General features: G+C 38.7%; 20 protein-coding genes. 8 read left to right on the top strand and 12 right to left on the bottom strand.

Features of this window, described 5'->3' with window-relative positions; translation table 11 throughout:
* Positions 1 to 275: 275 nt before the first annotated feature.
* The 4 genes from yidC to DUT71_RS04495 all read right to left on the bottom strand — a co-directional run bounded on the left by yidC (position 276) and on the right by DUT71_RS04495 (position 6,751).
* Positions 276 to 2,078 (bottom strand): membrane protein insertase YidC, encoded by a 1,803-nt coding sequence (yidC, locus tag DUT71_RS04515; protein WP_113661336.1) that lies wholly within the window; start codon positions 2,076 to 2,078, stop codon positions 276 to 278.
* A gap of 21 nt (positions 2,079 to 2,099) precedes the next feature.
* A complete protein-coding gene (locus tag DUT71_RS04510) occupies positions 2,100 to 3,716 on the bottom strand; it encodes a CTP synthase (RefSeq protein ID WP_113661335.1) in 1,617 nt (538 codons plus the stop codon).
* A 273-nt stretch (positions 3,717 to 3,989) separates the two neighbouring features.
* The gene (locus DUT71_RS04505) at positions 3,990 to 4,961 is read right to left on the bottom strand and encodes a polysaccharide deacetylase family protein (protein WP_162795942.1); all 972 of its coding nucleotides are present in this window, start codon (positions 4,959 to 4,961) and stop codon (positions 3,990 to 3,992) included.
* Between the two features lie 56 nt (positions 4,962 to 5,017).
* Positions 5,018 to 6,751 (bottom strand): phospho-sugar mutase, encoded by a 1,734-nt coding sequence (locus DUT71_RS04495; protein WP_113661332.1) that lies wholly within the window; start codon positions 6,749 to 6,751, stop codon positions 5,018 to 5,020.
* A 170-nt stretch (positions 6,752 to 6,921) separates the two neighbouring features.
* Between DUT71_RS04495 and DUT71_RS04490 the strand changes: the two genes are divergently transcribed.
* Together DUT71_RS04490 and lysA are read left to right on the top strand one after the other, a co-directional pair.
* Entirely contained in the window at positions 6,922 to 8,235 is a 1,314-nt protein-coding gene (locus DUT71_RS04490; protein ID WP_113661331.1) for an aspartate kinase, read from the top strand.
* Between the two features lie 510 nt (positions 8,236 to 8,745).
* Positions 8,746 to 9,906, top strand: a complete 1,161-nt coding sequence (lysA, locus tag DUT71_RS04485) for a diaminopimelate decarboxylase (RefSeq protein ID WP_113661330.1) — start codon at positions 8,746 to 8,748, stop codon at positions 9,904 to 9,906.
* A gap of 146 nt (positions 9,907 to 10,052) precedes the next feature.
* Here the strand turns inward: lysA and DUT71_RS04480 are convergent, their stop codons facing one another.
* The 4 genes from DUT71_RS04480 to DUT71_RS04465 all read right to left on the bottom strand — a co-directional run bounded on the left by DUT71_RS04480 (position 10,053) and on the right by DUT71_RS04465 (position 12,601).
* Complete coding sequence (locus DUT71_RS04480) at positions 10,053 to 10,268, bottom strand: hypothetical protein (RefSeq protein ID WP_113661329.1); 216 nt, start codon at positions 10,266 to 10,268, stop codon at positions 10,053 to 10,055.
* Positions 10,269 to 10,391: 123 nt separating this feature from the next.
* The gene (locus DUT71_RS04475) at positions 10,392 to 10,760 is read right to left on the bottom strand and encodes a nuclear transport factor 2 family protein (RefSeq protein ID WP_113661328.1); all 369 of its coding nucleotides are present in this window, start codon (positions 10,758 to 10,760) and stop codon (positions 10,392 to 10,394) included.
* Between the two features lie 38 nt (positions 10,761 to 10,798).
* A complete protein-coding gene (locus tag DUT71_RS04470; RefSeq protein WP_113661327.1) occupies positions 10,799 to 11,185 on the bottom strand; it encodes an SRPBCC domain-containing protein in 387 nt (128 codons plus the stop codon).
* Between the two features lie 225 nt (positions 11,186 to 11,410).
* Positions 11,411 to 12,601, bottom strand: coding sequence for an acyl-CoA dehydrogenase family protein (locus DUT71_RS04465; protein WP_113661326.1), 1,191 nt, complete (start codon positions 12,599 to 12,601; stop codon positions 11,411 to 11,413).
* 117 nt (positions 12,602 to 12,718) lie between these two features.
* Between DUT71_RS04465 and DUT71_RS04460 the strand changes: the two genes are divergently transcribed.
* Positions 12,719 to 13,078 (top strand): dihydroneopterin aldolase, encoded by a 360-nt coding sequence (locus DUT71_RS04460; RefSeq protein ID WP_113661325.1) that lies wholly within the window; start codon positions 12,719 to 12,721, stop codon positions 13,076 to 13,078.
* Between the two features lie 8 nt (positions 13,079 to 13,086).
* Here the strand turns inward: DUT71_RS04460 and DUT71_RS04455 are convergent, their stop codons facing one another.
* A complete protein-coding gene (locus DUT71_RS04455) occupies positions 13,087 to 13,569 on the bottom strand; it encodes an acyl-CoA thioesterase (protein ID WP_113661324.1) in 483 nt (160 codons plus the stop codon).
* Between the two features lie 78 nt (positions 13,570 to 13,647).
* On the opposite strand from DUT71_RS04455, the gene DUT71_RS04450 reads away from it, so the two are divergent.
* Entirely contained in the window at positions 13,648 to 14,082 is a 435-nt protein-coding gene (locus DUT71_RS04450) for an Hsp20/alpha crystallin family protein (protein WP_113661323.1), read from the top strand.
* 350 nt (positions 14,083 to 14,432) lie between these two features.
* Complete coding sequence (locus DUT71_RS04445) at positions 14,433 to 15,746, top strand: nicotinamide mononucleotide adenylyltransferase (RefSeq protein ID WP_113661322.1); 1,314 nt, start codon at positions 14,433 to 14,435, stop codon at positions 15,744 to 15,746.
* A gap of 84 nt (positions 15,747 to 15,830) precedes the next feature.
* On the opposite strand, the gene DUT71_RS04440 is transcribed toward DUT71_RS04445, so the two are convergent.
* Positions 15,831 to 16,280 carry a GNAT family N-acetyltransferase gene (locus DUT71_RS04440; protein WP_113661321.1) on the bottom strand — a complete coding sequence of 150 codons (450 nt, stop codon included), beginning with the start codon at positions 16,278 to 16,280 and terminating at the stop codon, positions 15,831 to 15,833.
* Between the two features lie 145 nt (positions 16,281 to 16,425).
* Entirely contained in the window at positions 16,426 to 16,917 is a 492-nt protein-coding gene (locus DUT71_RS04435; protein WP_113661320.1) for a YajQ family cyclic di-GMP-binding protein, read from the bottom strand.
* Positions 16,918 to 17,052: 135 nt separating this feature from the next.
* Here DUT71_RS04435 and DUT71_RS04430 point away from each other — a divergent pair, with 135 nt between their 5' ends.
* From DUT71_RS04430 to DUT71_RS04420, 3 genes are all read left to right on the top strand, one after another.
* Positions 17,053 to 17,661 carry a hypothetical protein gene (locus DUT71_RS04430; protein ID WP_113661319.1) on the top strand — a complete coding sequence of 203 codons (609 nt, stop codon included), beginning with the start codon at positions 17,053 to 17,055 and terminating at the stop codon, positions 17,659 to 17,661.
* A gap of 195 nt (positions 17,662 to 17,856) precedes the next feature.
* Entirely contained in the window at positions 17,857 to 19,911 is a 2,055-nt protein-coding gene (gene ppk1 / locus DUT71_RS04425; protein ID WP_113661620.1) for a polyphosphate kinase 1, read from the top strand.
* Between the two features lies 1 nt (position 19,912).
* Positions 19,913 to 20,797 (top strand): Ppx/GppA phosphatase family protein, encoded by an 885-nt coding sequence (locus tag DUT71_RS04420; protein ID WP_113661318.1) that lies wholly within the window; start codon positions 19,913 to 19,915, stop codon positions 20,795 to 20,797.
* Between the two features lie 256 nt (positions 20,798 to 21,053).
* Here DUT71_RS04420 and pgl read toward each other — a convergent pair whose 3' ends face one another.
* A complete protein-coding gene (gene pgl, locus DUT71_RS04415) occupies positions 21,054 to 21,776 on the bottom strand; it encodes a 6-phosphogluconolactonase (protein ID WP_113661317.1) in 723 nt (240 codons plus the stop codon).
* Positions 21,777 to 21,797: the final 21 nt, after the last annotated feature.

Below are 21,797 nucleotides of genomic sequence, written 5' to 3'. Positions count from 1 at the left end.
TGATAAACTAAATAAGAATATGGCTACTGCAGATTGCTAGTAAACGCCATCCCAATCCAGTTTGAGCAATGCGTAACAATTGGGGCTTCAGGTTTGCACAGATGACCTCCCAACCTAGGTGTTATTGATCTTAAATACAAACGTGCTGTTTTAATTGAATTTGGTCCATTGGGAGTAATCAAGATACAATATTAAAGGAAGATATTCCTGTTCACTATTCAAAAAAAAATCCCACCTAGGTGGGATCTTCATTGATTTGTTTTGTTGTGATGTTCTTATTTCTTTTTCTGATTTGCTTGTTGCTGTTGTTGACGCATATAGTCTTCTAAACGAGCTTGGAAACCAGATTTCTTTTTCTCTACTTTCGGCTTAGCCTTGTTATCCTGTAAAATAGCGTGAATTTTATCGTCATTCACCATTTTTCTAATGATAAACTGTTGCAAGAAAGTCAACATGTTTGCTAAGAAATAGTAGTAGTTCAAACCAGAAGGGTAGCTGTTTAACACTCCTAAGAAAATGATTGGCATAATGTAACCAATGTATTTCATTTGACCGGTAGCACCGGAAATTTGGTTGTTAAAATAAGTGTAGATCAATGTAGAAATGGTCATCAAAATACACATCAAACTTAAGTGATCGCCAATGAAAGGAACGTTAAAACCAAAATTGATGAAATTGTCATAAGTAGAAAGGTCTTTCATCCAAAGGAAACTTTCACCTCTTAACTCAAACAAGTTAGGAAAGAAAAAGAAGAAAGCCATTACAAAGGGCAACTGTAGCAACATTGGCAAACAGCCACCTAATGGATTAACGCCCACTTGTTTGTACAGCTTCAAATATTCCTGTTGTAAAAGGGTAGGGTTGTCTTCGCCAACTTTTGCCTTAATCTCGTCCATTTCAGGTTTTAAAACCCTCATTTTCGCCATAGAAACATAAGATTTATAGGTTAACGGCGACATGGCAAGTTTCAAAAGAATGGTCAATACCAAAATAATCAGGCCATATCCCCATCCAAAACCTTCCAGGAAGTTAAATACAGGCAATACCACAAAACGGTTGATGTATTTCAATGGCCAATAACCCAAGTCAATTTGTTTCTCCAGTTCATGACCTTGATCTTTCAAGATATTGAACTTATTGGTACCGAAATAAAACTTGAAGCTATAGTTTTGAGCAGCTAATTGGTTAAACGGCAATTGCATGTTTGCATTGTACCATTTGATTTTTCCGGGCTCAGTAGCTACTTTAACTTCTAAATCTCCTTTTTCAAAAGGTACTGCAGGAATTAATACCGAAGTAAAAAAGTGCTGTTTAAAGGAGAACCACTCAATTTTACCTTCTGCAAGATCTTTTTTCTCATCCTTATGAAGGTTCAAATGGTCAGGAGTTTCTTCTGTATATTTAAAGTAGGGACCTGAATGTTCCTGCTCTTTTTTAGCATCTTTTTCTTGCTGCAATAAGGTAGTTTCCCAATTTAAAGCAACGTTATTTCCTTGCAATATTTGGTTTAAACCATTCAGGTTGATGTTAAAATCTACGTTATAAGTATTAGCTGGAATGGTATAAATAAAATCTACATATTTATCGGCACTGTAGTTGGCACGCATGGTAAGGCCGTTGCCAGTTTTGGTAGCGGTGAAATATAAATCGTTCGTGTTAACAATTTTCCCGTTGATGTTTAGTTTTAAACCAAATTTATTTTGGTTACCGCTGAACAAAACCACAGGTTGTTTACCATAAGTTTCTTCATTTTTAACTTCTACCGACTGAATTTTACCACCTAAGTTGCTAAAAGTAACTTTTAGGTTTTCATTTTCTAAGGTAGTGGTTTGCTCAGTTCCATTGATGTTGCCACCAAAAGGGCCTTTTAAAGCAGCTGAGTCTACCGCTGGGGCAGCTGCAGCATTAAGCGTCTGTGATTTTGCTTGATTGTTGGCCGCCTTAGTGCCTGCTCTTTTAATCGAGTCCTGAACCTGTTGTTCTCTTTTAACTTCAGCTTCTGATGGTCTCATAAAGAACACACCAGCAGCCAAAATAATCATAATCAGGAACAGCCCCGTGAAGGTATTTTTATCCATTATATTGTTTTGATACGACTATTAATTCGTTTTCTTTTTCGCATGCTCCATTGCAGCGGCGACAAATTTAATAAAAAGTGGGTGAGGATTAGCAACTGTCGATTTTAATTCTGGGTGAAACTGTCCACCAACGAAAAAAGGATGGTTTTTCAATTCTACAATTTCCACTAAATTACTCTCCGGATTAACCCCCGAAGCAATCATTCCAGCTGCTTCATATTGCTCTAAATACTTGTTATTGAACTCATAACGATGACGGTGTCTTTCAGAGATATGTTGCTTACCATAAGCGGCATAGGCTTTTGTACCTTTTTTAACATCGCAAGGATAAGCTCCCAAACGCATGGTACCGCCTTTAGTAGTAATGCTTTTTTGCTCTTCCATCATGTTAATTACTGGATGAGGGGCATTTTCATCGATTTCAGTAGTATTGGCATGAGTTAAACCTAACACGTTTCTACCAAATTCAATTACACAGCACTGCATGCCCAAACAAATACCAAAGAAAGGTACGTTGTTTTCCCTTACATATTTAATGGCATCAATTTTACCTTCAATACCACGGCTACCAAATCCTGGAGCCACCAATACGCCATCTAAATGGCCCAATTTTTCTTTTACATTCTCGGCATAGATACTCTCCGAAGGAATATATTCTACGCGAACCTTACATTCGTTTTTTGCACCAGCATGAATAAATGCTTCTGTAATAGACTTATATGCATCTGGCAATTCAACGTATTTACCCACCAAGCCAATTCTCACTTCCGAAGTTGGATTTTTCAAACGACCTAAGAAATCTTTCCAGCTTTCCATATCAGGCTCGGCCTTGGTAGGAAGTTTTAATTTACTCAATACCGTTTTATCCAACTGCTCTTTATACATCAACAAAGGCACATCATAAATCGTTGATGCATCCATCGATTCGACTACTGCGTTGATGTTAACGTTACAAAACAGGGCAATTTTTCTTCTAATATCCTGACTGATATGGTGTTCTGTTCTGCACACCAAAATATCTGGTTGGATACCATATTCCAATAATGCTTTAACAGAGTGTTGCGTTGGCTTGGTTTTCAATTCACCTGCGGCGGCTAAAAACGGCACCAAGGTTAAGTGGATCACAATGGCATTGTTGTTACCTTCTTCCCATTTAAACTGACGCACAGCTTCTACAAACGGTAATGATTCGATATCGCCAACAGTTCCGCCAATTTCAGTGATCACGATGTCATAGTCGCCGCTTTCGCCCAAAATACGCATGTTGCGCTTAATTTCATCGGTAATGTGTGGTACAACCTGTACTGTTTTCCCTAAAAATTCACCTTGACGCTCTTTGTTGATGACATTTTGGTAAATACGACCCGTAGTAATGTTGTTTGCTTGTGAAGTGGGCACATTCAAGAAACGCTCATAATGCCCCAAATCCAAATCTGTTTCTGCGCCATCTTCGGTAACAAAACATTCGCCGTGCTCATAAGGGTTCAAAGTTCCCGGATCGATATTGATATATGGATCGAATTTTTGGATGGTTACGCGGTAACCCCTGGCCTGTAAAAGTTTAGCTAAAGAAGCGGAGATGATGCCTTTTCCTAATGAGGAAGTAACACCGCCCGTAACAAAAATATACTTAGTCATGAATGAATTTTTGGTGCAACAAATACATTTTGTTGCTTTTTGTACGGGATACAAAGGTAAGAAAATATTGCCGTTGTTTCTGCGCTGTTGATAATATATTTTTTGAGGCAGCAATGTGCTGACCTACAAATGATAATCTGAAAACAAGCGCTGTTTATATCTTTTTTTGTTTTTTTAAGCCTCATAGGCGTTCCCTAACTCGCCGGAGGATTTGTTTAATCACTTGCAGATGCTTCGACAAACTCAGCATGACCGCTTACGTTTTAATCAGCTTTACTGAAATTCATCCTTTACTGTTTCTCCCAAATCATACATCAGCCATTGCTGTTTCAAAACCTTGTTTTTATTACGGTTCAACAGCTTAATAAAATCCTGTACACCTAAAGGTTCGTTGCCATTGCCATGAATTAATACCACACTACCATTATTTGCCGCCTGACCTTTGGCCAACCAAGCATCGCTACCTATAGGAATTAAACCAAAATTAGTAATCATTTGAACTATCACATTATCTGAAACCAACCCTGGGAACCTGAAAAATACAGAGGGCATGAAACCATTGCTCAATAACGCCTTTTCTAAAGCCAATACTTCGTATGAAATGTTAGTGCCGGGTTTCAACAAAAAATTATCTGCCAAAGGCTCTTTTGGATTGTAATAATGGGTAAACGTATGATTAATCCAGGTAATTTTAATTTCTCCGCTATCTTCCAACTGCTTCAACCAGTTGATGTCATTTTGATGGGTAAGCAGAAATTTCCCCGAAATAGATAGGGCCACAGGTACTGGTTGTTCAATTTTCGCATAAGCCGAAATTAACGAAGAAAAGATGCTCCTGTCTAAAGGTTTATGCGAAGGACATAAATCAATGGTTAAGGTAATACCCTGTTCTTTTGGAAAGCCGTGTATGAGGCCCGCATCTTGTAAACTGAACGATTGGGCATTGGCTTTGGCAATGGCCTTGAAATAGGGTGTTTTAGAAAAAACATTACCTAACTGCGCCCAAGTAGTAGCTTTTACAAAAACGGCCATGGAGTCAACCAGCAACGTTTGCAAACTATTCACATTAACTGCAAAATACTTGGTTTTGCCAGCTTGGTGAAATTTCCGGAGAACAACCAACTGTTGCCCTTTTATGTTCAGGTATCCATAATTAACGGTGTAGTTACGGATGGGATTTTGCGCTTGGATATGCCCAATTTTGAAAAGAATGAAGAAAAGAAATATGTAGATAAGCCTTTTCATTACCAAAGAGCTGTTAAATTGGGTTTAGGATTGCTTTCGTCCTAAACCCAACTGGTTTATGCCTGCAAATCCTGCATAATGGTTTTAATTTTTTCGTTCAACTTCAGCTCAGTCGCTTTAAAATCATCTTTATTAGCCAAAGGCTCATTTACACTGCAATAGAATTTGATTTTAGGTTCGGTACCACTTGGGCGTGCAGAAATGATGCTACCATCTTCTGTAATAAATTGCAATACATCTGATTTAGGGAAACCTAGTGCTTTAGTGCTACCCGATTTAATGTCGGTTTCTTTATTTAGTTCGTAGTCCTTTAAGGTTACTACGGCAGAACCGCCAAGCTTAGCAGGAGGGTTGTTTCTAAACTTCTCCATCATCGCTTTAATTTCCTCGGCACCTGTTTTTCCTTTCTTGGTAATGGCCACTAAATCTTCTTTGTACATGCCGTATTTCACGTACATTTCAATCATGGCTTCAAATAAACTACTGCCTTTGTCTTTGTAAAACGCGGTCATTTCGGCAATAAAAGCACACGAAATCACAGCATCCTTATCACGCACTAAATCGCCAACCAAGTAACCGTAACTTTCTTCACCCCCCACAATAAAGGTCTTTTTACCTAAAAGCTCGGTCATTACTTTACCAATCCATTTAAAGCCAGTAAGCGTTTCAAAATATTCAACACCTTTTTCTTTACAAATGGCCTTAATTAAACTGGTGGTTACAATGGTACTTACTACATATTCATTTCCAGTTAATTTACCTTTTTCTTGCCAAGCAGTTAACATGTAGTTCACCAATAAGCTTCCCGTTTGGTTACCGTTTAAAAGCACAAATTCACCATCTGTATTTTTTACCGCAATACCTACACGGTCTGCATCTGGATCTGTGGCTAAAACCAAATCAGCATCAATTTCCTGTGCTTTTTTAAGCGCCAAGGTTAAAGCTTCCTTTTCTTCTGGATTTGGATAAACCACCGTAGGGAAATTTCCATCAGGTTTACTTTGTTCTTCTACAATAGTTACATTGGTAAAACCGAATTGCTCTAAAGCCTTTGGCACTAAAGTAATGCCCGTACCGTGAATAGGAGAGTAAACAATTTTCAGGTTTTTCTGCCTTTCAATGGCATCGGGAGATACCGAGAGGGCCGTGATTTTATTCAGGTATTTTTGATCAATGTCTTCACCAATCAGGTCAATATTGCTATCAATCCTATCAAACTTCACCTCATCTATACTTTGGATAGCCGCTACTTCGTCCATCACCATTTTATCATCAGGAGAGGTAAACTGGCCGCCATCTGCGCCGTAAGCTTTATAACCATTATATTCCTTAGGATTGTGCGAAGCGGTTAGCATTACCCCACTTTTGCAGCCCAGTTCGCGAATGGCAAAAGAAAGCTCTGGCGTTGGGCGTAAGGCCGAAAAGAAATAAACCTTAATGCCGTTGGCAGAAAATACATCCGCCGTGATTTTAGCAAATACGTCGGAGTTATTTCGGCTGTCGTGCGCAATGGCTACACAAATCTTCTCACTCGGGTATTTCTTTAATAAATAATTGGCCAACCCTTGGGTAGCTGTTCCAATGGTATATTTGTTAATTCGGTTGGAGCCAGCGCCCATAATGCCACGTAAACCGCCCGTGCCAAATTCCAAGTTTCTGTAAAACGCATCGGTAAGCTCGGTATAAGCTCCTTGGTCTAACAATTTTTGAATATCTGATTTGGTAATTTCGTCGTAATTTCCGTCAAGCCACGCTTGTATGGTTGTTTGCGTTTGTGGATCTAACTGCATATTAAATTAGGGTTAATGTCGATAGGAGAAACAAATAATATTCGGTAGGGTTGGGTCAAAATTAAAAAAACCGCATTTTATTTCGATACTTTGACTAAAATTAACAGTCTTTTATTTATTTTCACGCCCCGTTACAATTATAACAAAATTCTATATTCTATAACTCAAAAATGAAAATTTTAAAATTCGGTGGTACCTCGGTTGGTAGCCCAGAACGTATGAAAAAACTGTTGGATATCATCGATCCATCAGAAAGACAGATTGTAGTATTGTCAGCTGTGTCTGGAACTACAAATAGTTTGGTTGAAATCTCAAATGCGTTACTGAAGGAGGACAAGAAGAAGGGCACTGAATTAATTAAAGCTTTACAAGAGAAGTACAATGATTTTGTTGTAGAACTTTTGCCAGCTGGCGAGTTTAGGGAGCAAGGCCAAGAAGTGGTAGATTATCATTTCAACTTCCTGCTTTCTTTGGCTAACAACGTTTTTACCGCTATTGAGGATAGAGTGGTTTTGGCGCAGGGCGAATTATTGTCGACCACGCTTTACCATGTTTACTTAAAATCAATTGGCGTGCCTTCGGTATTGTTGCCCGCTTTAGATTTTATGAAAATTGATGAGGATAACGAACCTGTAATTCCCTATACAACAGAGAATTTAATGCCGATTTTGGAGTCAAATCCTGAAAACAAGTTGTTTATCACTCAAGGTTTCATTTGCAGAAACAGCTTTGGTGAAGTAGATAACTTGCGTCGTGGGGGTAGCGATTATACCGCTTCATTGTTGGGGGCAGCTATTTTAGCGGATGAAGTTCAAATTTGGACGGACATTGATGGCATGCACAATAACGACCCTCGTGTGGTGAAAGGTACCAAACCTATTTCCCACTTGTCATTTGATGAGGCTGCCGAGTTGGCTTACTTTGGTGCCAAAATTTTGCATCCACAATCGGTATTTCCTGCACAGAAATATAAAATCCCTGTGCGTTTGCTAAATACCATGGAGCCAAAAGCCCTGGGAACGGTCATTAGTGCAGATAGCGAAAAAGGAAAAATCAAATCTATCGCTGCTAAAGACGGTATCACGGCGATTAAAATCCAATCGAGCCGAATGTTATTGGCTTACGGGTTTTTACGCAAGGTATTTGAGGTTTTTGAGCGTTACAAAACGCCAATTGACATGATCACTACTTCGGAGGTTGCGGTGTCTTTAACCATTGATTTTACAGACAACCTGGATAAAATTGTAGAGGAACTAAACTCTTTTGGTAGCGTTGAGCTGGACAGAGACCAAACCATTGTTTGCGTGGTAGGTGATTTTGGTGCCGAGAAACATGGTTTTGCGGCAAAAGTATTAGATTCAATTAAACATATTCCGGTAAGGATGATTTCGTACGGTGGTAGTGCTTACAACATTTCTTTATTGGTAAAAACTGAAGATAAGGTTGAAGCATTAAGAAGCCTGCACAACAGGATTTTTGAATAAGCTTTAGGACTTTGAGTCGGTCGTCATTTCGACTGAAGCGTAGCGAAATGGAGAAATCTTTGGATTAAATTAGTTTAAAGATTTCTCTTCCAAAAATTCGGGGCTACACCATATTTGAAATGACGTACATACAAAAGTTTGTTTGGAAAACTGAAACGGGTTAGTTAAACCTGATTGAAGCGTAAATACTTTTTGTTGATAAGGACCGTACATACGCGGTAAAAATGGCTATGAAATAGATCCTCACGAGCTGAGGATGACTTAGTTGGGACAAAAAGATTGCAGCGAAAAGCAGGACTGACGTAAATAATTACTACTGCTTTGCTTTTCAAAATAGTTTAGCGATAGTAGAAATAGATAAAAATAACGATTAATATCAGTACAATTGAGATACGAACTCTTCTTTCAAATTCTCGGCGGCTAATATTGCCTTGACGGTAGTCGATGTAGTTGCCCGCATAGATAAAACCTAAAAAGGCGAGGAAGAGGATGAGTATAAATTTCAAGATTATGTTTTCGGATAAAGATATAGCACATTTTTCGAATTTAGAAACGCCATTTTATTATTACGACCTTAACTTGTTGCGTAACACGTTAAAAACTTGTAGTAATGCGGCAAATACCTATAATTTTCATGTGCACTACGCCATGAAAGCCAACTTTAACGATAAAGTGTTGGCACAAATTAATGCAACTGGCTTTGGCGCTGATTGCGTGAGTGGTGGCGAAGTAAGGAAAGCGATTGAAAGTGGTTTTGCTAAAAACAAAGTGGTTTTTGCAGGCGTGGGTAAATCGGATAAGGAAATTAATTATGCCCTAGACCAGGATATTTTTTGCTTTAACGTGGAGTCGTTGCAAGAATTGCAGGTGATTAACGATTTGGCCGAAAAGAAACAGAAAATAGCGAAAGTGGCTATCCGTATCAATCCGAACGTTGATGCGCATACCCATGCGAACATTACCACTGGTTTGGATGAAAATAAATTCGGGATCAACTCGTGGGATATGCCTGCGGCGGCGGAAATTTTGAATGCCTCAACTCATTTGGAGTTTGTGGGGATCCATTTCCATATTGGCTCGCAGATCACCAATTTAGACGTTTACAAAAACCTTTGCGTGCGTGTAAATGAATTTGCCGCTTGGTTTGAGGATAAAGGCTTTACGGTTAAAGTACTGAATGTTGGCGGTGGTTTGGGGATTGATTATCATCATCCAAATGCCCAAATCCCTGACTTTGAAGCTTATTTCAAGATTTTCGCGGATTTCTTGGACATCAAACCTCATCAAGAAGTGCATTTTGAACTGGGTAGGGCACTGGTAGGTCAATCATCATCGTTGATTAGCCGCGTGCTTTATGTAAAAAATGGCAAGAAAAAGAACTTCATTGTATTGGATGCCGGCATGACTGAATTGATGCGTCCAGCACTTTACCAAGCTTATCACCAGATTGAGAATTTGAGCCAAAAATCAAGTTCTGTTAAATACGATGTAGTGGGACCGATTTGCGAAAGTACCGACTGCTTTGGAAAAGAAGTGGCTTTACCGGAAACTTTTAGAAACGATTTGATTGCGATTAGAAGTACTGGTGCTTATGGAGAGGTGATGGCCTCTAACTACAATTTGCGTGATGCGATTGTAACGGTGACTAGCGATGATGTTGCTTCATCTTAATTAGATAGATAGAAAACCATTAAGAAATTAAACCATGCTGCTATGGAATTTAATCTCTTAATGGTTCAAAATAAAATGGAGTTTTGTTATAGCTTAAATAAAAACCATTAAGGAATTAGGGGATTAAGGCAAGAATTTTGCATTTTTTATTGCCTACGCTTAGCAGCAACATAAATCACTACTCCAGCAACCATCGCAATTGCCCCTACATAGGGCGGCCAGTTTACAGTTTCCTGTTTGTCTGCACTAATTTGGATAGCACCGGCATCAATAATTTTTTCCTTTTTGGTGTAGGTAAAACCGCTCCATACGAGCATGATTAATCCAACTACAATTAATACAACGCCTAATGATTTTCCCATGATATTTGATTTTATTTAGGGAACAGTATTAAAAGGAAATTGTTTTAAAAGCTCGTTTCTTTGCCTTTAGTAGGTGTATTAACCAGTTCAATAATTTTGTTATAGGCAAACCCTTATGGGGAATTAAGCTCCGATTCGAGTTCCGCTTCCGCCAATCACTTTAATACCACTGGGAAATTCTTTCCAAAATCGGATGTAACGATATTTAGCGCCAAAAGGCTGTTCCTTGTAGCTTCCTTTTAATGCTATGGTCAAGGTAATTACTGCCATATCATCAATAATGTTTAGGTTTTCGACCGTAGGCGTAAGCTCATTTATATTGAGGTCGCCATTGCGATAAGTGTTTAGGTCGATTTCTTTCGTTACTACATCTCCACCTGGGCTAACAAAAAGTAGATTTTCATGTAGCAATTCGTCAAGTACCTGCACATCACTTTCTTTAATGGCTTGATAAAGTCTATGCTCCAAGTTTAAAATTTCGTCCTTTGTCATGGTTTTTCAGTATGTTACGCAGGTACCTTTAACCTCTATTAGTACTCCAGTTCAAAGAAATCAGCTAAGCCGCCAAGGTAGTATTCGTTGATACCTGCGGTAAATTCCTCGAAATCTTCGTCAGGAATATTGGTTTGTACAAATTCCAAAGAAGTGCCTTTTTTATCAGGGTGTAGTTTGATCGTTACGATAGAAGGTTCATTTTCCTCGCCAAAGTACCATTGCTGTACTATTTTCTTTCCTGGATCAAGCTCTAAGTTTTTGCCTACGATATCGCCTTCCCACAAGGAAAATTCCGTGCCTACTTCTTCTACAAACTCTACTTCGGCGCCCGTCCACAATTGAATGCTTTGGGCTTTGGTTAAACCTAAATAAACTTCTTCGGGAGGAGCGGGTAGGAGGATATATTTTTTAAACGTCTTCATCGGGATTTACTAGATTTTAGGTTTTAACAGGATGACAAATTTGTCATTAATTTCTTAATTTATTAGGTACAGTGTACTTTTTATATTGTGACTATGATCATGAAAATCCTTTACTTCTGTAAATGCTGATCCGTTATTGTGGTGGATTATATCTCGAATTTGAATTATAAACTTTTTTAAACTGCAAGCTTGTACTGCCAAAATTAATCAAGAGACCACATTATGCTACTTAAACGCATTAATTCCAGTCACATCCATACCTGTAATGAGCAAATGTACATCATGTGTACCTTCATAAGTCACTACTGATTCTAGGTTCATCATGTGGCGCATTATTGAGTATTCACCAGTAATGCCCATACCGCCTAGCATTTGGCGGGCATTACGGGCAATGTCCAAGGCAATCTCCACGCTATTACGTTTAGCCATCGAAATCTGCTCGGCCGAAGCCCTGTTTTCACTTTTTAATTGGCCTAAACGCCAAACCAGTAACTGTCCTTTGGTAATCTCGGTAATCATTTCGGCAAGTTTTTTCTGTTGCAACTGAAAACCACCAATAGGTTTACCAAACTGAACGCGTTCTTTCGAATAGCGCAAAGCCGTGTCATAGCAATCCATGGCCGCACCCAAAGCACCCCAGGCAATACCATAGCGAGCTTGGTTTAAACATCCTAATGGACCTTTTAAGCCCTTTATGTCTGGAAATACGTTTTCTTTAGGCACTTTTACGTTATCAAATACCAACTCGCCAGTGGCCGATGCTCTTAAGCTCCATTTGTTATGCGTTTCAGGGGTTGTAAAACCTTCCATACCACGCTCCAGCACCATTCCTCTGATTTTTCCTTCTTCATCTTTAGCCCAAACCACGGCGATATCTGCAAAAGGAGCATTAGAAATCCACATTTTAGCACCATTTAACAGGTAGTGATCGCCCATGTCCTTAATGTTGCTCACCATGCCACCAGGATTTGAGCCATGATCAGGTTCGGTTAGGCCAAAACAACCCATCAACTCACCAGTAGCCAGTTTAGGCAAGTACTTTTTACGTTGCGCTTCGGTTCCGTAGGTGTAAATGGGGTACATTACCAAAGAACCCTGCACAGAAGCTGTAGAGCGGACACCAGAATCTCCACGTTCAATTTCCTGCATGATGATCCCATAAGCGGTGTAATCGAGGCCTGCCCCGCCATATTCTACCGGAATAGTTGGGCCAAAAGCACCAATTTCACCTAAACCTTTAATAAGTTGCCTAGGAAACTCAGCTCGTTGCGCATAATCTTCAATAATTGGACTTACTTCTTTTTTTACCCAGTCTCTCACTGTTGAACGGATCAATAAATGCTCTTGGGATAAAAGTTCGTCTACCAAATAATAATCAGGTGCTTCGTAAAGGTCCTTTTTCGCAGATTTACTCATTTTTAAATAGGTTTAGTGGATTAATGGTTTATCAATGGTTGTCGTCCAAAGTTAGTAAAATACCTTAATCCCTAAATAAAATTTAGCTAATATTGCGATATCAAACTGTAAGTTGAAATGTACACACAAACCGTTGCACTAAGAGATGTAAGATGCCACGCTTTTCATGGCTTTTATCCAGAAGAACACTTAATTGGATGCAATTTTCTTGTAGATGCCGAAGTGACCTTTAAACCCAACGATGACACTGAGAACCTAGAGAAAACGGTTAACTACGAAGTCCTAAACCATATCATAATCAAAGAAATGGGAAAAACCCAGAAGCTATTGGAAACAGTTGTTTATCATATCCTGGAAGAGATCAAAAGCAATTATCCTTTTCTGCTGTCCGCAAAAGTTGGCATCAGGAAACTTAATCCGCCAATGCCCGGCCAAATAGGGCATTCTTTTGTTGAACTGAGTTACAAGGCAGATTAAACGCTTGCTTACAACTGCTCGAATTCGATCATTTTATTACGCTCCCTATCCGGTATTTTAACAGGGCTTTTAGTTTCATAATCGTACACTACGCACACGGTTTTTCCCTTACTGCAAAGTATCTCTTCGCCGTTAACAGTTTTAACCATCATGTATTCTAAATCAAAGCTGGTGTTACCAATACGCGAAGTACGCACGTAAATACTGATTTTATCTCCCAAATGCAATGGTTTCAGGTAGGTAATACTAGCTTGGCCAATCACTACGCCAGTCTTTTTCCAATCCCACTGAATGGCCTGTGTCCAATACTTGGTGCGGCCAATTTCCATATAGGTAAAATACATTGCATTGTTTACGTGCCCCATCATATCCAGATCTGTAAAGCGCATTTCCAAATCAGTTCTATATTTAAAAATGTCCGTTTTGGCTCCCATAACTGCCTTTTTGTCTTCTAATTTTTCTTTTTTACGCCAAAATGTCTTAAATATCATATTTTTTCGGATTGGAATGTGGTTTGAATAAGGATAATTATCTATAAAAAAATTAAAAAATTACGGAGGAATATAAAAATGAGCTTAGTAAAATTCAACAACAGAACCAGGAACACGGCACCATACTTTAACAACGTATTTGATTCTTTGTTTAGCGATGCCTTAAATAAAAACTATGGTGTAAGTAAGATGCCCGCAGTAAATATCTTGGAAACTGCAGAAGATTTTAAAATTGAATTAGCTGCACCAGGTTTAAACAAAGAAGATTTCAAGATAGAGTTGAAAAAAGATCAATTGTCTGTTTGGGCAGAAAAAAAATCTGAGCAAACCGAGCAACAAAAAGATTATACCCGCAAAGAGTTTGAATATTTTTCTTTTGCAAGATCATTTGTATTGCCAGAAGGAGTTGATACAGAAAAAATTAACGCCGAGTATATCAATGGAATATTGAATATTACCATCGGCAAAAAAGAGAAAGCAAAAGATGAGCATAAAGAAATTGTAGTTTCATAATACAATGGTTTGATTACCCATTTGGGTAGTGAGTTTAAGGTTGCAAGGGCGCATTGAAAAATGTTGCCCTTGTTTTGTTTCCACCGATGCACAAATCATGATGCCTTATAAATCATAGAGACTGCTTCGTGCCTCGCAGTGACGGCCCTATTAGCGTCTTTGCGAGGCACGAAGCAATCCCATATACTCATGGGCTTTTCGAAAAAGCAATACATTCTGGGTAAATAATTAATGATTTCTCATATCACTTAGAAAACATCCGTGTATCTGTGGCCAATACTTCTAGTTTAGAACCAAACCAAATTAAACGACGCCCTGTAGGAATGAAGTGATTTTAGTAATTTTGCGGCATGCAACAAGAAATCATCGATATTAAGCGTAAAGCATTAAAAATTAACCTTAACCCTAAAATTTATGGAACTTTTGCGGAAATAGGTGCAGGACAGGAAGTTTCAAGAGCTTTCTTTAATGTTGGTGCTGCTTCTGGAACAGTGGCAAAAACCATTTCAGCTTACGACATGACTTTCAGTGATGAAATCTACGGAGCGGAAGATTCAGGCAGGTATGTAAGCCAAACGAGGCTGATTAAAATGCTGGACCACGAGTACAACTTGCTTATTGATCGATTGAAAGGCGAAAAGCATAAAGAAAAAACTTTCTTTGCTTTTGCTAATACGGTTACCACGCTTAATTACGCCCGTACTAACGATCCACACGGGTGGGTAGGCATTCGCTTTCAGAGCGAACCAGGTGGGCTGCCCAATGAGATTTACTTTCATGTGCGCTTGCTCGATACTGATGTGCAGATGCAGCAACGTGTTTTGGGAATGATTGGCGTAAACTTGGTATATGCTGCTTTTTACTACGCCAACGACTCCAAAAAAATGATTGAATCTTTAGTGGATAATTTAAACGTAGGCTCGGTAGAAATTGATTTAATTTCTGTTCAGGGTCCTGCTTTTAAAGAGATTAACAATCTTCTTTTAAACTTATACCTAATTGTTAAGGACTTTTCCACAGCAGCTATTTTTGATGCCGATGCTCATCCAAGGCAGGCTAAAGATTTGCTTTATAAGAAGGATGTGATGATCTTGAGGACCAAATATGGCCAGAAATCAAACCCTAACTTTAGTTTGTTTAACAAGGCTACAGATCAATTTAAGCTGATCAACAAAGTGGAAGACCACAACATGATTGTAATGATTGAGGTTTTGATTACCAATGTTTTAACCGCCGCTCAGGAAACGCCCGACGATATTGACTTGGAAGTAGTGGCTAAAAGGGCAGAGGAGATGTGTAAAACAGGCAACTTTGTTATTGTATCCAACTTTACCCGAAAAAACAGATTGGCTAAATACTTAGACAGATGCCGACCAAAAAGCGTGGGGATGTCTACCAACATCAACAACTTAAAGTTTGTGTTTAACTCTGCTAATTTTGGCGAAAACTATACCGGGCACTTATTAAGCTACGTAAATGATATGTTTAGCCGAAATGTAAGGTTGTTTGCTTACCCTTTCCTTGATAAGAAAAGCAATACCGTAATTACTACGGAAAATATGCCGGTATCGCCAGAAGCCAAGCCATTATTTGATTTTCTTATTTTAAACAACTATATCACTGATATTAAGGATTATAATGAAGGAGAAGTAAAAACCGTTTAGACTCTTTTATTTTTTGCCACAGCTGCACAGATTTATTCAAAATCCAATAGCAGCTATTAATCTGTACAGCTATGGCCAACCACTTTAGTGCTTGGCGTGTTCACTATACAGGTTCTTAAATACAATGCCCATTTGACGTTCTGGATTTTCAAGGGCTTTAAAACCAAACTGCTCATACAAACCATGGGCATCTAAAGTAGCCAATTGGTAACGGCGTAGGCCCTGCAAATCAGGATGGAAAAGCATTAACGACATCAGTTTTTTGGATAGCCCTAAGCCACGGAAAGCTTCTTCCACATAAACATCGCATAAATATGCAAAGGTTGCCTTATCCGTAACCCAACGGGCAAACCCTACCTGTTGCTGCTCTTTATAAACACCAAAACAGAGTGAATTTTCCACTGCTCGCTGCACCAATTCAAAAGGAATATCCTTTGCCCAATAAGATTGCGTGCTTAAATAATAATGTACAGCCTTTACGTCAACCAAATTGCGGTCATCCGAAAATACAAAGCCATTTTCCTTGATTTCCATCTATAATTTTGGATGATTGAATGATTGAATAAACCTTACATACGCCTTAACCAATTCTATACCAATTGTAGGAACTGGCTCATGGAGCAACTTAAACTTCATGCAAATATCTACTCACGCCATCATTCAAAACTCTATTATTTAATTAGTTTCTCATGTTGATAAACTGCAAAGGTTGTCCAAAATCTTCGGATCTACATAATTGAATGACCTTTTGCAAATCATCAATATTTTTGCCCTGTACCCGTACCTGGTCCTCCATCATAGAGGCTTGCACCTTCAATTTGCTGTCCTTAATTTTAGCTACAATTTTCTTAGATGTTTCCTTGTCAATCCCTTCTTTCACCCTTACTTCTTTCCTGATCATATTACCAGAAGCAATGGTTTCTTTACCAAAATCCAAACTATTCGCATCCAAATGTTGTTTCATCATACGAGAAATGATAGAATCAGTGATTGCCTTCAATCGCATATCATCTTCTGTTAAAATAGTGATGATGTTGGTCTTTTTATCCAGCTCGATGCTGCTGTTTGAAGAATGGAAATCATAACGATTTAAAATTTCCTTTTTGGCATTGTTGATGGCATTATCTAAAGTCTGGCCATCTATTTTGCTCACGATATCGAAACTTGGCATGATATTATCTTAATTGAAAAAGAATTGATAAATTTAATTGGTTACAAAAAACGAAAAAAATAACTGTAAACCATCAATATTTAGTAAAAAACACGAATCGAAAAAACATATTACCTTCTAACCAATCTCAAGCACATGAAAGCCAATAAATCTAAAACAACCAAAAAATCAGCCAAAAGAGCTGCCAAAAAACAATTGGAGCAAAGTTTAACCGAGAAATTCCTGGAAGCCGTAAAAGGCTTGGGGCATAACGCAGAAGCTTTTGGTGCCGATGTGGCCAAGGCCAGCAAAGCCGTAGCCAAAAAAATAGCTAAAACTTTTACCGATGTAAAGGAGGTAGTAGGACATAAAATAGAAGACATTACCACTTCTAAAAAAGAAAAAGTGGCCAAAGCGAAGAAGAAAGTAGAAAAGGAGATGAAGCCGCTTAAAAAGGTAGATAAAGCAACCACCAAGATTGTTAAAAAGGCCGTTAAAAAGGCTAAACCCGTTGTAAGCAGCGTTAAAGTAGCACCACTGCAAACTGAGGAGAAAGTAGCGAAAGCCGTACAGGCTCCGGTGAAAAAAGCAACTTCCACCACCACAAGTACTGCCGAAAAAGCAACACCAAAACCTATTGCAGCCAGGTCGGCAACCAAAAACGCCCCCGCAAAAACGGTGGCAAAAAAGGCCGCTGCCAAAACCACTGCCACCACTGCAACGGCTGCTAAACCCCGCACCACAAAAAGCGCTAATGTTAAATAATTGATTTTTGTTAACTTACAATTAATCATAACTTAACATTAAATTTTCCAAATTTGGAAATCCTTTGAAGGCGGCTAAAATTAACTACAATAGGCACGCAGATGATTTGTGACACGATGATTTTGCAGGTGAATATTTGCCGGTGTGGTTTAAACAAATATGACTGCTTTTTGGAGGATTTTTTCAATTAACCTGATGGCCAAAAAGAAGCTACCGTTTTTAAATAGAGAGATTAGTTGGTTATACTTTAACGAACGTGTGCTGCAAGAAGCGGCAGACGAAACAGTGCCCTTAATAGAGCGCATTAAATTTCTATCCATCTTTTCCTCTAACCTCGACGAGTTTTACCGCGTGAGGGTGGCTTCGCTAAACCGGCTGGTCAATTTAAATGAAAAGGCAAAATCGCTTTTGGGATTTAATCCCAAAAAGGTACTTGATGAAATTAAGAATATTGTGGTGAAGTTGGAACGCCGTTTCGAAACGCTTTTTCAAGATATTCTCATTACGGAACTTGCACAAAAGCGAATTTTCATTCTTAACCATACACAACTTAATGTGGCTAGGGGCGAGTTTGTGAGACAACATTTTAGGGACAGGATTTTATCTAATCTAGTTCCGGTTATGATTGACGTTAACAAACCTTTTCCGGAACTTAAGGATAGGGCATTGTACTTTTTTGTACAACTATCTAACAACGCTGGTAAAAACAGGAAATATGCCATATTAGAACTTCCGGATAGTATTTCCAGATTTCTGGTACTTCCAGAAACGAATGACCTTAAGTTCATTATTCTTTTAGAAGATATCATCAAATATTGTTTGGACGACATTTTCTACGTGTTCAATTACAAAGAGATCCAGGCATTTTCCATTCAGCTCACTAGGGATGCAGAACTTGATATCGACAAAAATGTAAGTGATAAGTTTATCGAGGAGCTTCGCAAAAGTATCGATAAAAGAAAACGTGGCAAGCCCATGCGTTTACTTTATGATAGCGATATGCCCTTTGATATGCTGAGCTTTTTAGTAAGCAAGCTCAAAGTAGGGGCTGATGGGCTTATACCAGGAAACAAATACCATCGTTTTGGCGATTTTATTGCTTTTCCAAACGTGGGTGGCAAAGAGCTGGAATATGCACCAATGCCTGCGTTGAAAGTAAAAGATCTACATCGTACCGAAAGCCTTTTCAAAAAAATAGCAGAGAGAGATTATGTAGTGCACCTACCTTACCAATCGTACGATTATATCATTTTGTTCTTGAGAGAGGCTGCTATTGATCCAAAAGTAACGGAAATCAATATTACACTATATCGGTTGGCCGAAAATTCCAAAGTGGTAAACGCATTGATTAATGCCGCTAAAAATGGCAAAACAGTTAACTGTTTGGTAGAATTAAAAGCCCGTTTTGATGAAAGTGCCAATATTTTCTGGACCAATCGCTTGATGGAAGAAGGAGTAAATGTTAATTATGGCCTGACCGATTTTAAGGTACATTCGAAAATTTGCCTGGTTAAGCGAATCGATAAAAGAAAAACCACCTATTATGCCAATTTGGCCACGGGCAATTTCAACGAGAAAACCGCTCGTATTTATTGCGACCACAGTATTTTTACCACCAATACACAGATCACTTCAGAGTTGGTAAAACTGTTTGGCGCTTTAAATAAGCGCACTGTTGCCAAGGGCTTTAAAAATCTCATTGTTTCTCCCATCGACTCCAGACATCGTATTTATAGTTTAATTGATAGAGAGATCAAAAACGCCAAGGCTGGAAAAATAGCCTACATGATTTTGAAGGTAAACAGCTTGGCCGATGAAGGTGTTGTAGAAAAACTATACGAAGCCAGCAATGCCGGAGTGCAGATCAAATTAATTGTACGCGGAATCTGCTGCTTGGTACCTGGAATGAAAGGATATAGCGAAAACATTACCGTGATCAGCATTATTGATCGGTTTTTGGAACATGCTCGAGTTTTCATCTTCGGAAATAACGGTAAAGAAGAAATATTTCTTTCTTCAGCTGATTTGATGTCTCGTAATTTTGAGCATAGGGTAGAAGTAGGCTTCCCAATTCTGGATGAAGAGGTAAGGCAGGAAATCAGAGACATTATCGATTTTCAGCTTCAGGACAACGTAAAAGCTAGAAGCATTACCAAAACTAACGATAACAGGTATCATAAAAATAGATCAACCAATAAGATAAGGGCCCAAATACAAACTTATACTTACCTAAAAAATAAACATCAGTAACATGTTAAGATATGCCGCCATTGATATTGGCTCCAATGCAGTACGTTTATTAATTGCAGATATTACCCGTCCAGGTGCAAACAAAGCGCCTACTTTCAAAAAGAACACCTTGGTAAGGGTGCCATTGCGTTTAGGGGATGATGCCTTTTTAGATCAAGCGTTATCGCCCAAAAAGATTGATGATTTGGTGAAAACAATGATCGCTTTCAGAAATTTGATGGATGTTTATAACGTAACGGAATATTTGGCTTGTGCAACATCCGCTATGCGTGAAGCTAAAAACGGGAAAGCAGTAATTGAAAAAATAAAGGAGCTGGCCAACATAAACATCGAAATTATTGAAGGGCAGCGTGAAGCCAGCATCATTTACTCCAACCACATCGAAGAAAATCTGGACATCAAGAAAAGCTACCTTTATATTGATGTAGGCGGCGGTAGTACTGAGATATCGGTATTTGTAAATAAACAACCGGTTGCTTCAAGATCCTTCAATATCGGTACCATCCGTATCCTTGACAACCAAGACAAGGACGAAACGTGGAATGAAATGAAAGAATGGATTAAGCTGCACACCAAAGAGTTAAAACAAATAGTTGGTATTGGTACTGGGGGCAACATCAATAAGTTGTTTAGAATGAGTGGAGAAAAGGACGATATGCCTTTGTCGTTCCTGAAAGTAAAGAATATGTATAACGAATTGAATGCTTATTCTTTAAAAGAACGTATTTCATTACTGAAACTTAATCCGGATAGAGCCGATGTTATTATCCCGGCTTGTGAAATTTACCTTACCATTATGAAATGGGCAGGTGTTAAACAGATTTTTGTTCCCAAAGTGGGGATGGTTGATGGGATCATCAATTTATTGATAGAGGAAAACCTGTAGGGTATTTGGTGGTCAGCATAATCGTACTTTCTCTCTTATTTCAACTGAAGCTTCGCAAAATGGCGCAATTTAGAATTGCTTCAAGCATATCATTAGTCCATTTAACTTTAAAGATTTCTCGACTTCAATGGGGTCCGCTCGAGCTGACGAGCATACAACTTACTAAATCAACTTCCTTTCGAAATTGACGGGGAAATTTGAGCGACATTGCAAAAGACTTACGAAGTTTTGAAAACTTCGTAAGTCTCTATATAAACTATTGCGCTAACAAACTCGCGGCAGCTTCATCTACAAACCATTGTAAATTCCCCTTAACAGGATTAATCAATTGCGATGGATAGTTTGCATAGTCCTTTTCGTTACCCAAAACCTTTTGTAAAGCGTTGGCCTTGTTTGCACCAAAAGTGATGAAAGCAATGTTTTTAGCTTGATTAATTAAAGGAGCGGTTAAGCTCACCCTATTGGTATGTAACTTCTCCACCCAAACACTGGCCACAGTGGTTGCTTCGTTAGTCACCAAAGTAGTATGAGGGAAAATTGAGGCCGTATGCGCATCATCGCCCATGCCCAGCAAAATCAAATCAAAAACAATTGGGTAATTGCCAAAATGTTGATCTAGTTTTTCCTTATAATCGGCGGCGGCTTCCTCAGGCGATAAATTGGTATCTACGTAAAAAACATGGCCGTCTTTCAACTCCAAATTGTCAAAAAAACTCTCTTTGGCCATTAATCCGTTATAATCTTTTTCAAAAGGCAAAACCGTACGCTCATCTCCGAAAAAGAAATATACCTTATCCCAATCTATCTTTGCCCTGTAAGTAGTTGATAGCAATTGGTAAAGCCCTTTCGGTGAATTTCCGCCGGTAAGCACAAAATCAAAGCGGTTCTTTTCGGCAATTGCTTGGTGATAAATTTCAATCACGTGTTGTGCCAATTGCTCGTTAAGTTCATCTTGGCTTTTAAATATGTTTAGTTTCATATCCCAAACCCCTAAAGGGGC

It is taken from the genome of Pedobacter nanyangensis (assembly GCF_003313505.1).
In the GTDB taxonomy this organism is placed as follows: domain Bacteria; phylum Bacteroidota; class Bacteroidia; order Sphingobacteriales; family Sphingobacteriaceae; genus Pedobacter; species Pedobacter nanyangensis.
The sequence above is the reverse complement of the archived record's forward strand: the minus strand, read 5'-3'. Positions and strand labels throughout refer to the sequence as shown.

Bases quoted from the DNA above. Each gene is read 5' to 3' on its own strand.
- yidC (WP_113661336.1), bottom strand. From the start codon at position 2,078: ATGGATAAAAATACCTTCACGGGGCTGTTCCTGATTATGATTATTTTG.
- DUT71_RS04510 (WP_113661335.1), bottom strand. From the start codon at position 3,716: ATGACTAAGTATATTTTTGTTACGGGCGGTGTTACTTCCTCATTAGGA.
- DUT71_RS04505 (WP_162795942.1), bottom strand. From the start codon at position 4,961: ATGAAAAGGCTTATCTACATATTTCTTTTCTTCATTCTTTTCAAAATT.
- DUT71_RS04495 (WP_113661332.1), bottom strand. From the start codon at position 6,751: ATGCAGTTAGATCCACAAACGCAAACAACCATACAAGCGTGGCTTGAC.
- DUT71_RS04490 (WP_113661331.1), top strand. From the start codon at position 6,922: ATGAAAATTTTAAAATTCGGTGGTACCTCGGTTGGTAGCCCAGAACGT.
- lysA (WP_113661330.1), top strand. From the start codon at position 8,746: ATGTTTTCGGATAAAGATATAGCACATTTTTCGAATTTAGAAACGCCA.
- DUT71_RS04480 (WP_113661329.1), bottom strand. From the start codon at position 10,268: ATGGGAAAATCATTAGGCGTTGTATTAATTGTAGTTGGATTAATCATG.
- DUT71_RS04475 (WP_113661328.1), bottom strand. From the start codon at position 10,760: ATGACAAAGGACGAAATTTTAAACTTGGAGCATAGACTTTATCAAGCC.
- DUT71_RS04470 (WP_113661327.1), bottom strand. From the start codon at position 11,185: ATGAAGACGTTTAAAAAATATATCCTCCTACCCGCTCCTCCCGAAGAA.
- DUT71_RS04465 (WP_113661326.1), bottom strand. From the start codon at position 12,601: ATGAGTAAATCTGCGAAAAAGGACCTTTACGAAGCACCTGATTATTAT.
- DUT71_RS04460 (WP_113661325.1), top strand. From the start codon at position 12,719: ATGTACACACAAACCGTTGCACTAAGAGATGTAAGATGCCACGCTTTT.
- DUT71_RS04455 (WP_113661324.1), bottom strand. From the start codon at position 13,569: ATGATATTTAAGACATTTTGGCGTAAAAAAGAAAAATTAGAAGACAAA.
- DUT71_RS04450 (WP_113661323.1), top strand. From the start codon at position 13,648: ATGAGCTTAGTAAAATTCAACAACAGAACCAGGAACACGGCACCATAC.
- DUT71_RS04445 (WP_113661322.1), top strand. From the start codon at position 14,433: ATGCAACAAGAAATCATCGATATTAAGCGTAAAGCATTAAAAATTAAC.
- DUT71_RS04440 (WP_113661321.1), bottom strand. From the start codon at position 16,280: ATGGAAATCAAGGAAAATGGCTTTGTATTTTCGGATGACCGCAATTTG.
- DUT71_RS04435 (WP_113661320.1), bottom strand. From the start codon at position 16,917: ATGCCAAGTTTCGATATCGTGAGCAAAATAGATGGCCAGACTTTAGAT.
- DUT71_RS04430 (WP_113661319.1), top strand. From the start codon at position 17,053: ATGAAAGCCAATAAATCTAAAACAACCAAAAAATCAGCCAAAAGAGCT.
- ppk1 (WP_113661620.1), top strand. From the start codon at position 17,857: ATGGCCAAAAAGAAGCTACCGTTTTTAAATAGAGAGATTAGTTGGTTA.
- DUT71_RS04420 (WP_113661318.1), top strand. From the start codon at position 19,913: ATGTTAAGATATGCCGCCATTGATATTGGCTCCAATGCAGTACGTTTA.
- pgl (WP_113661317.1), bottom strand. From the start codon at position 21,776: ATGAAACTAAACATATTTAAAAGCCAAGATGAACTTAACGAGCAATTG.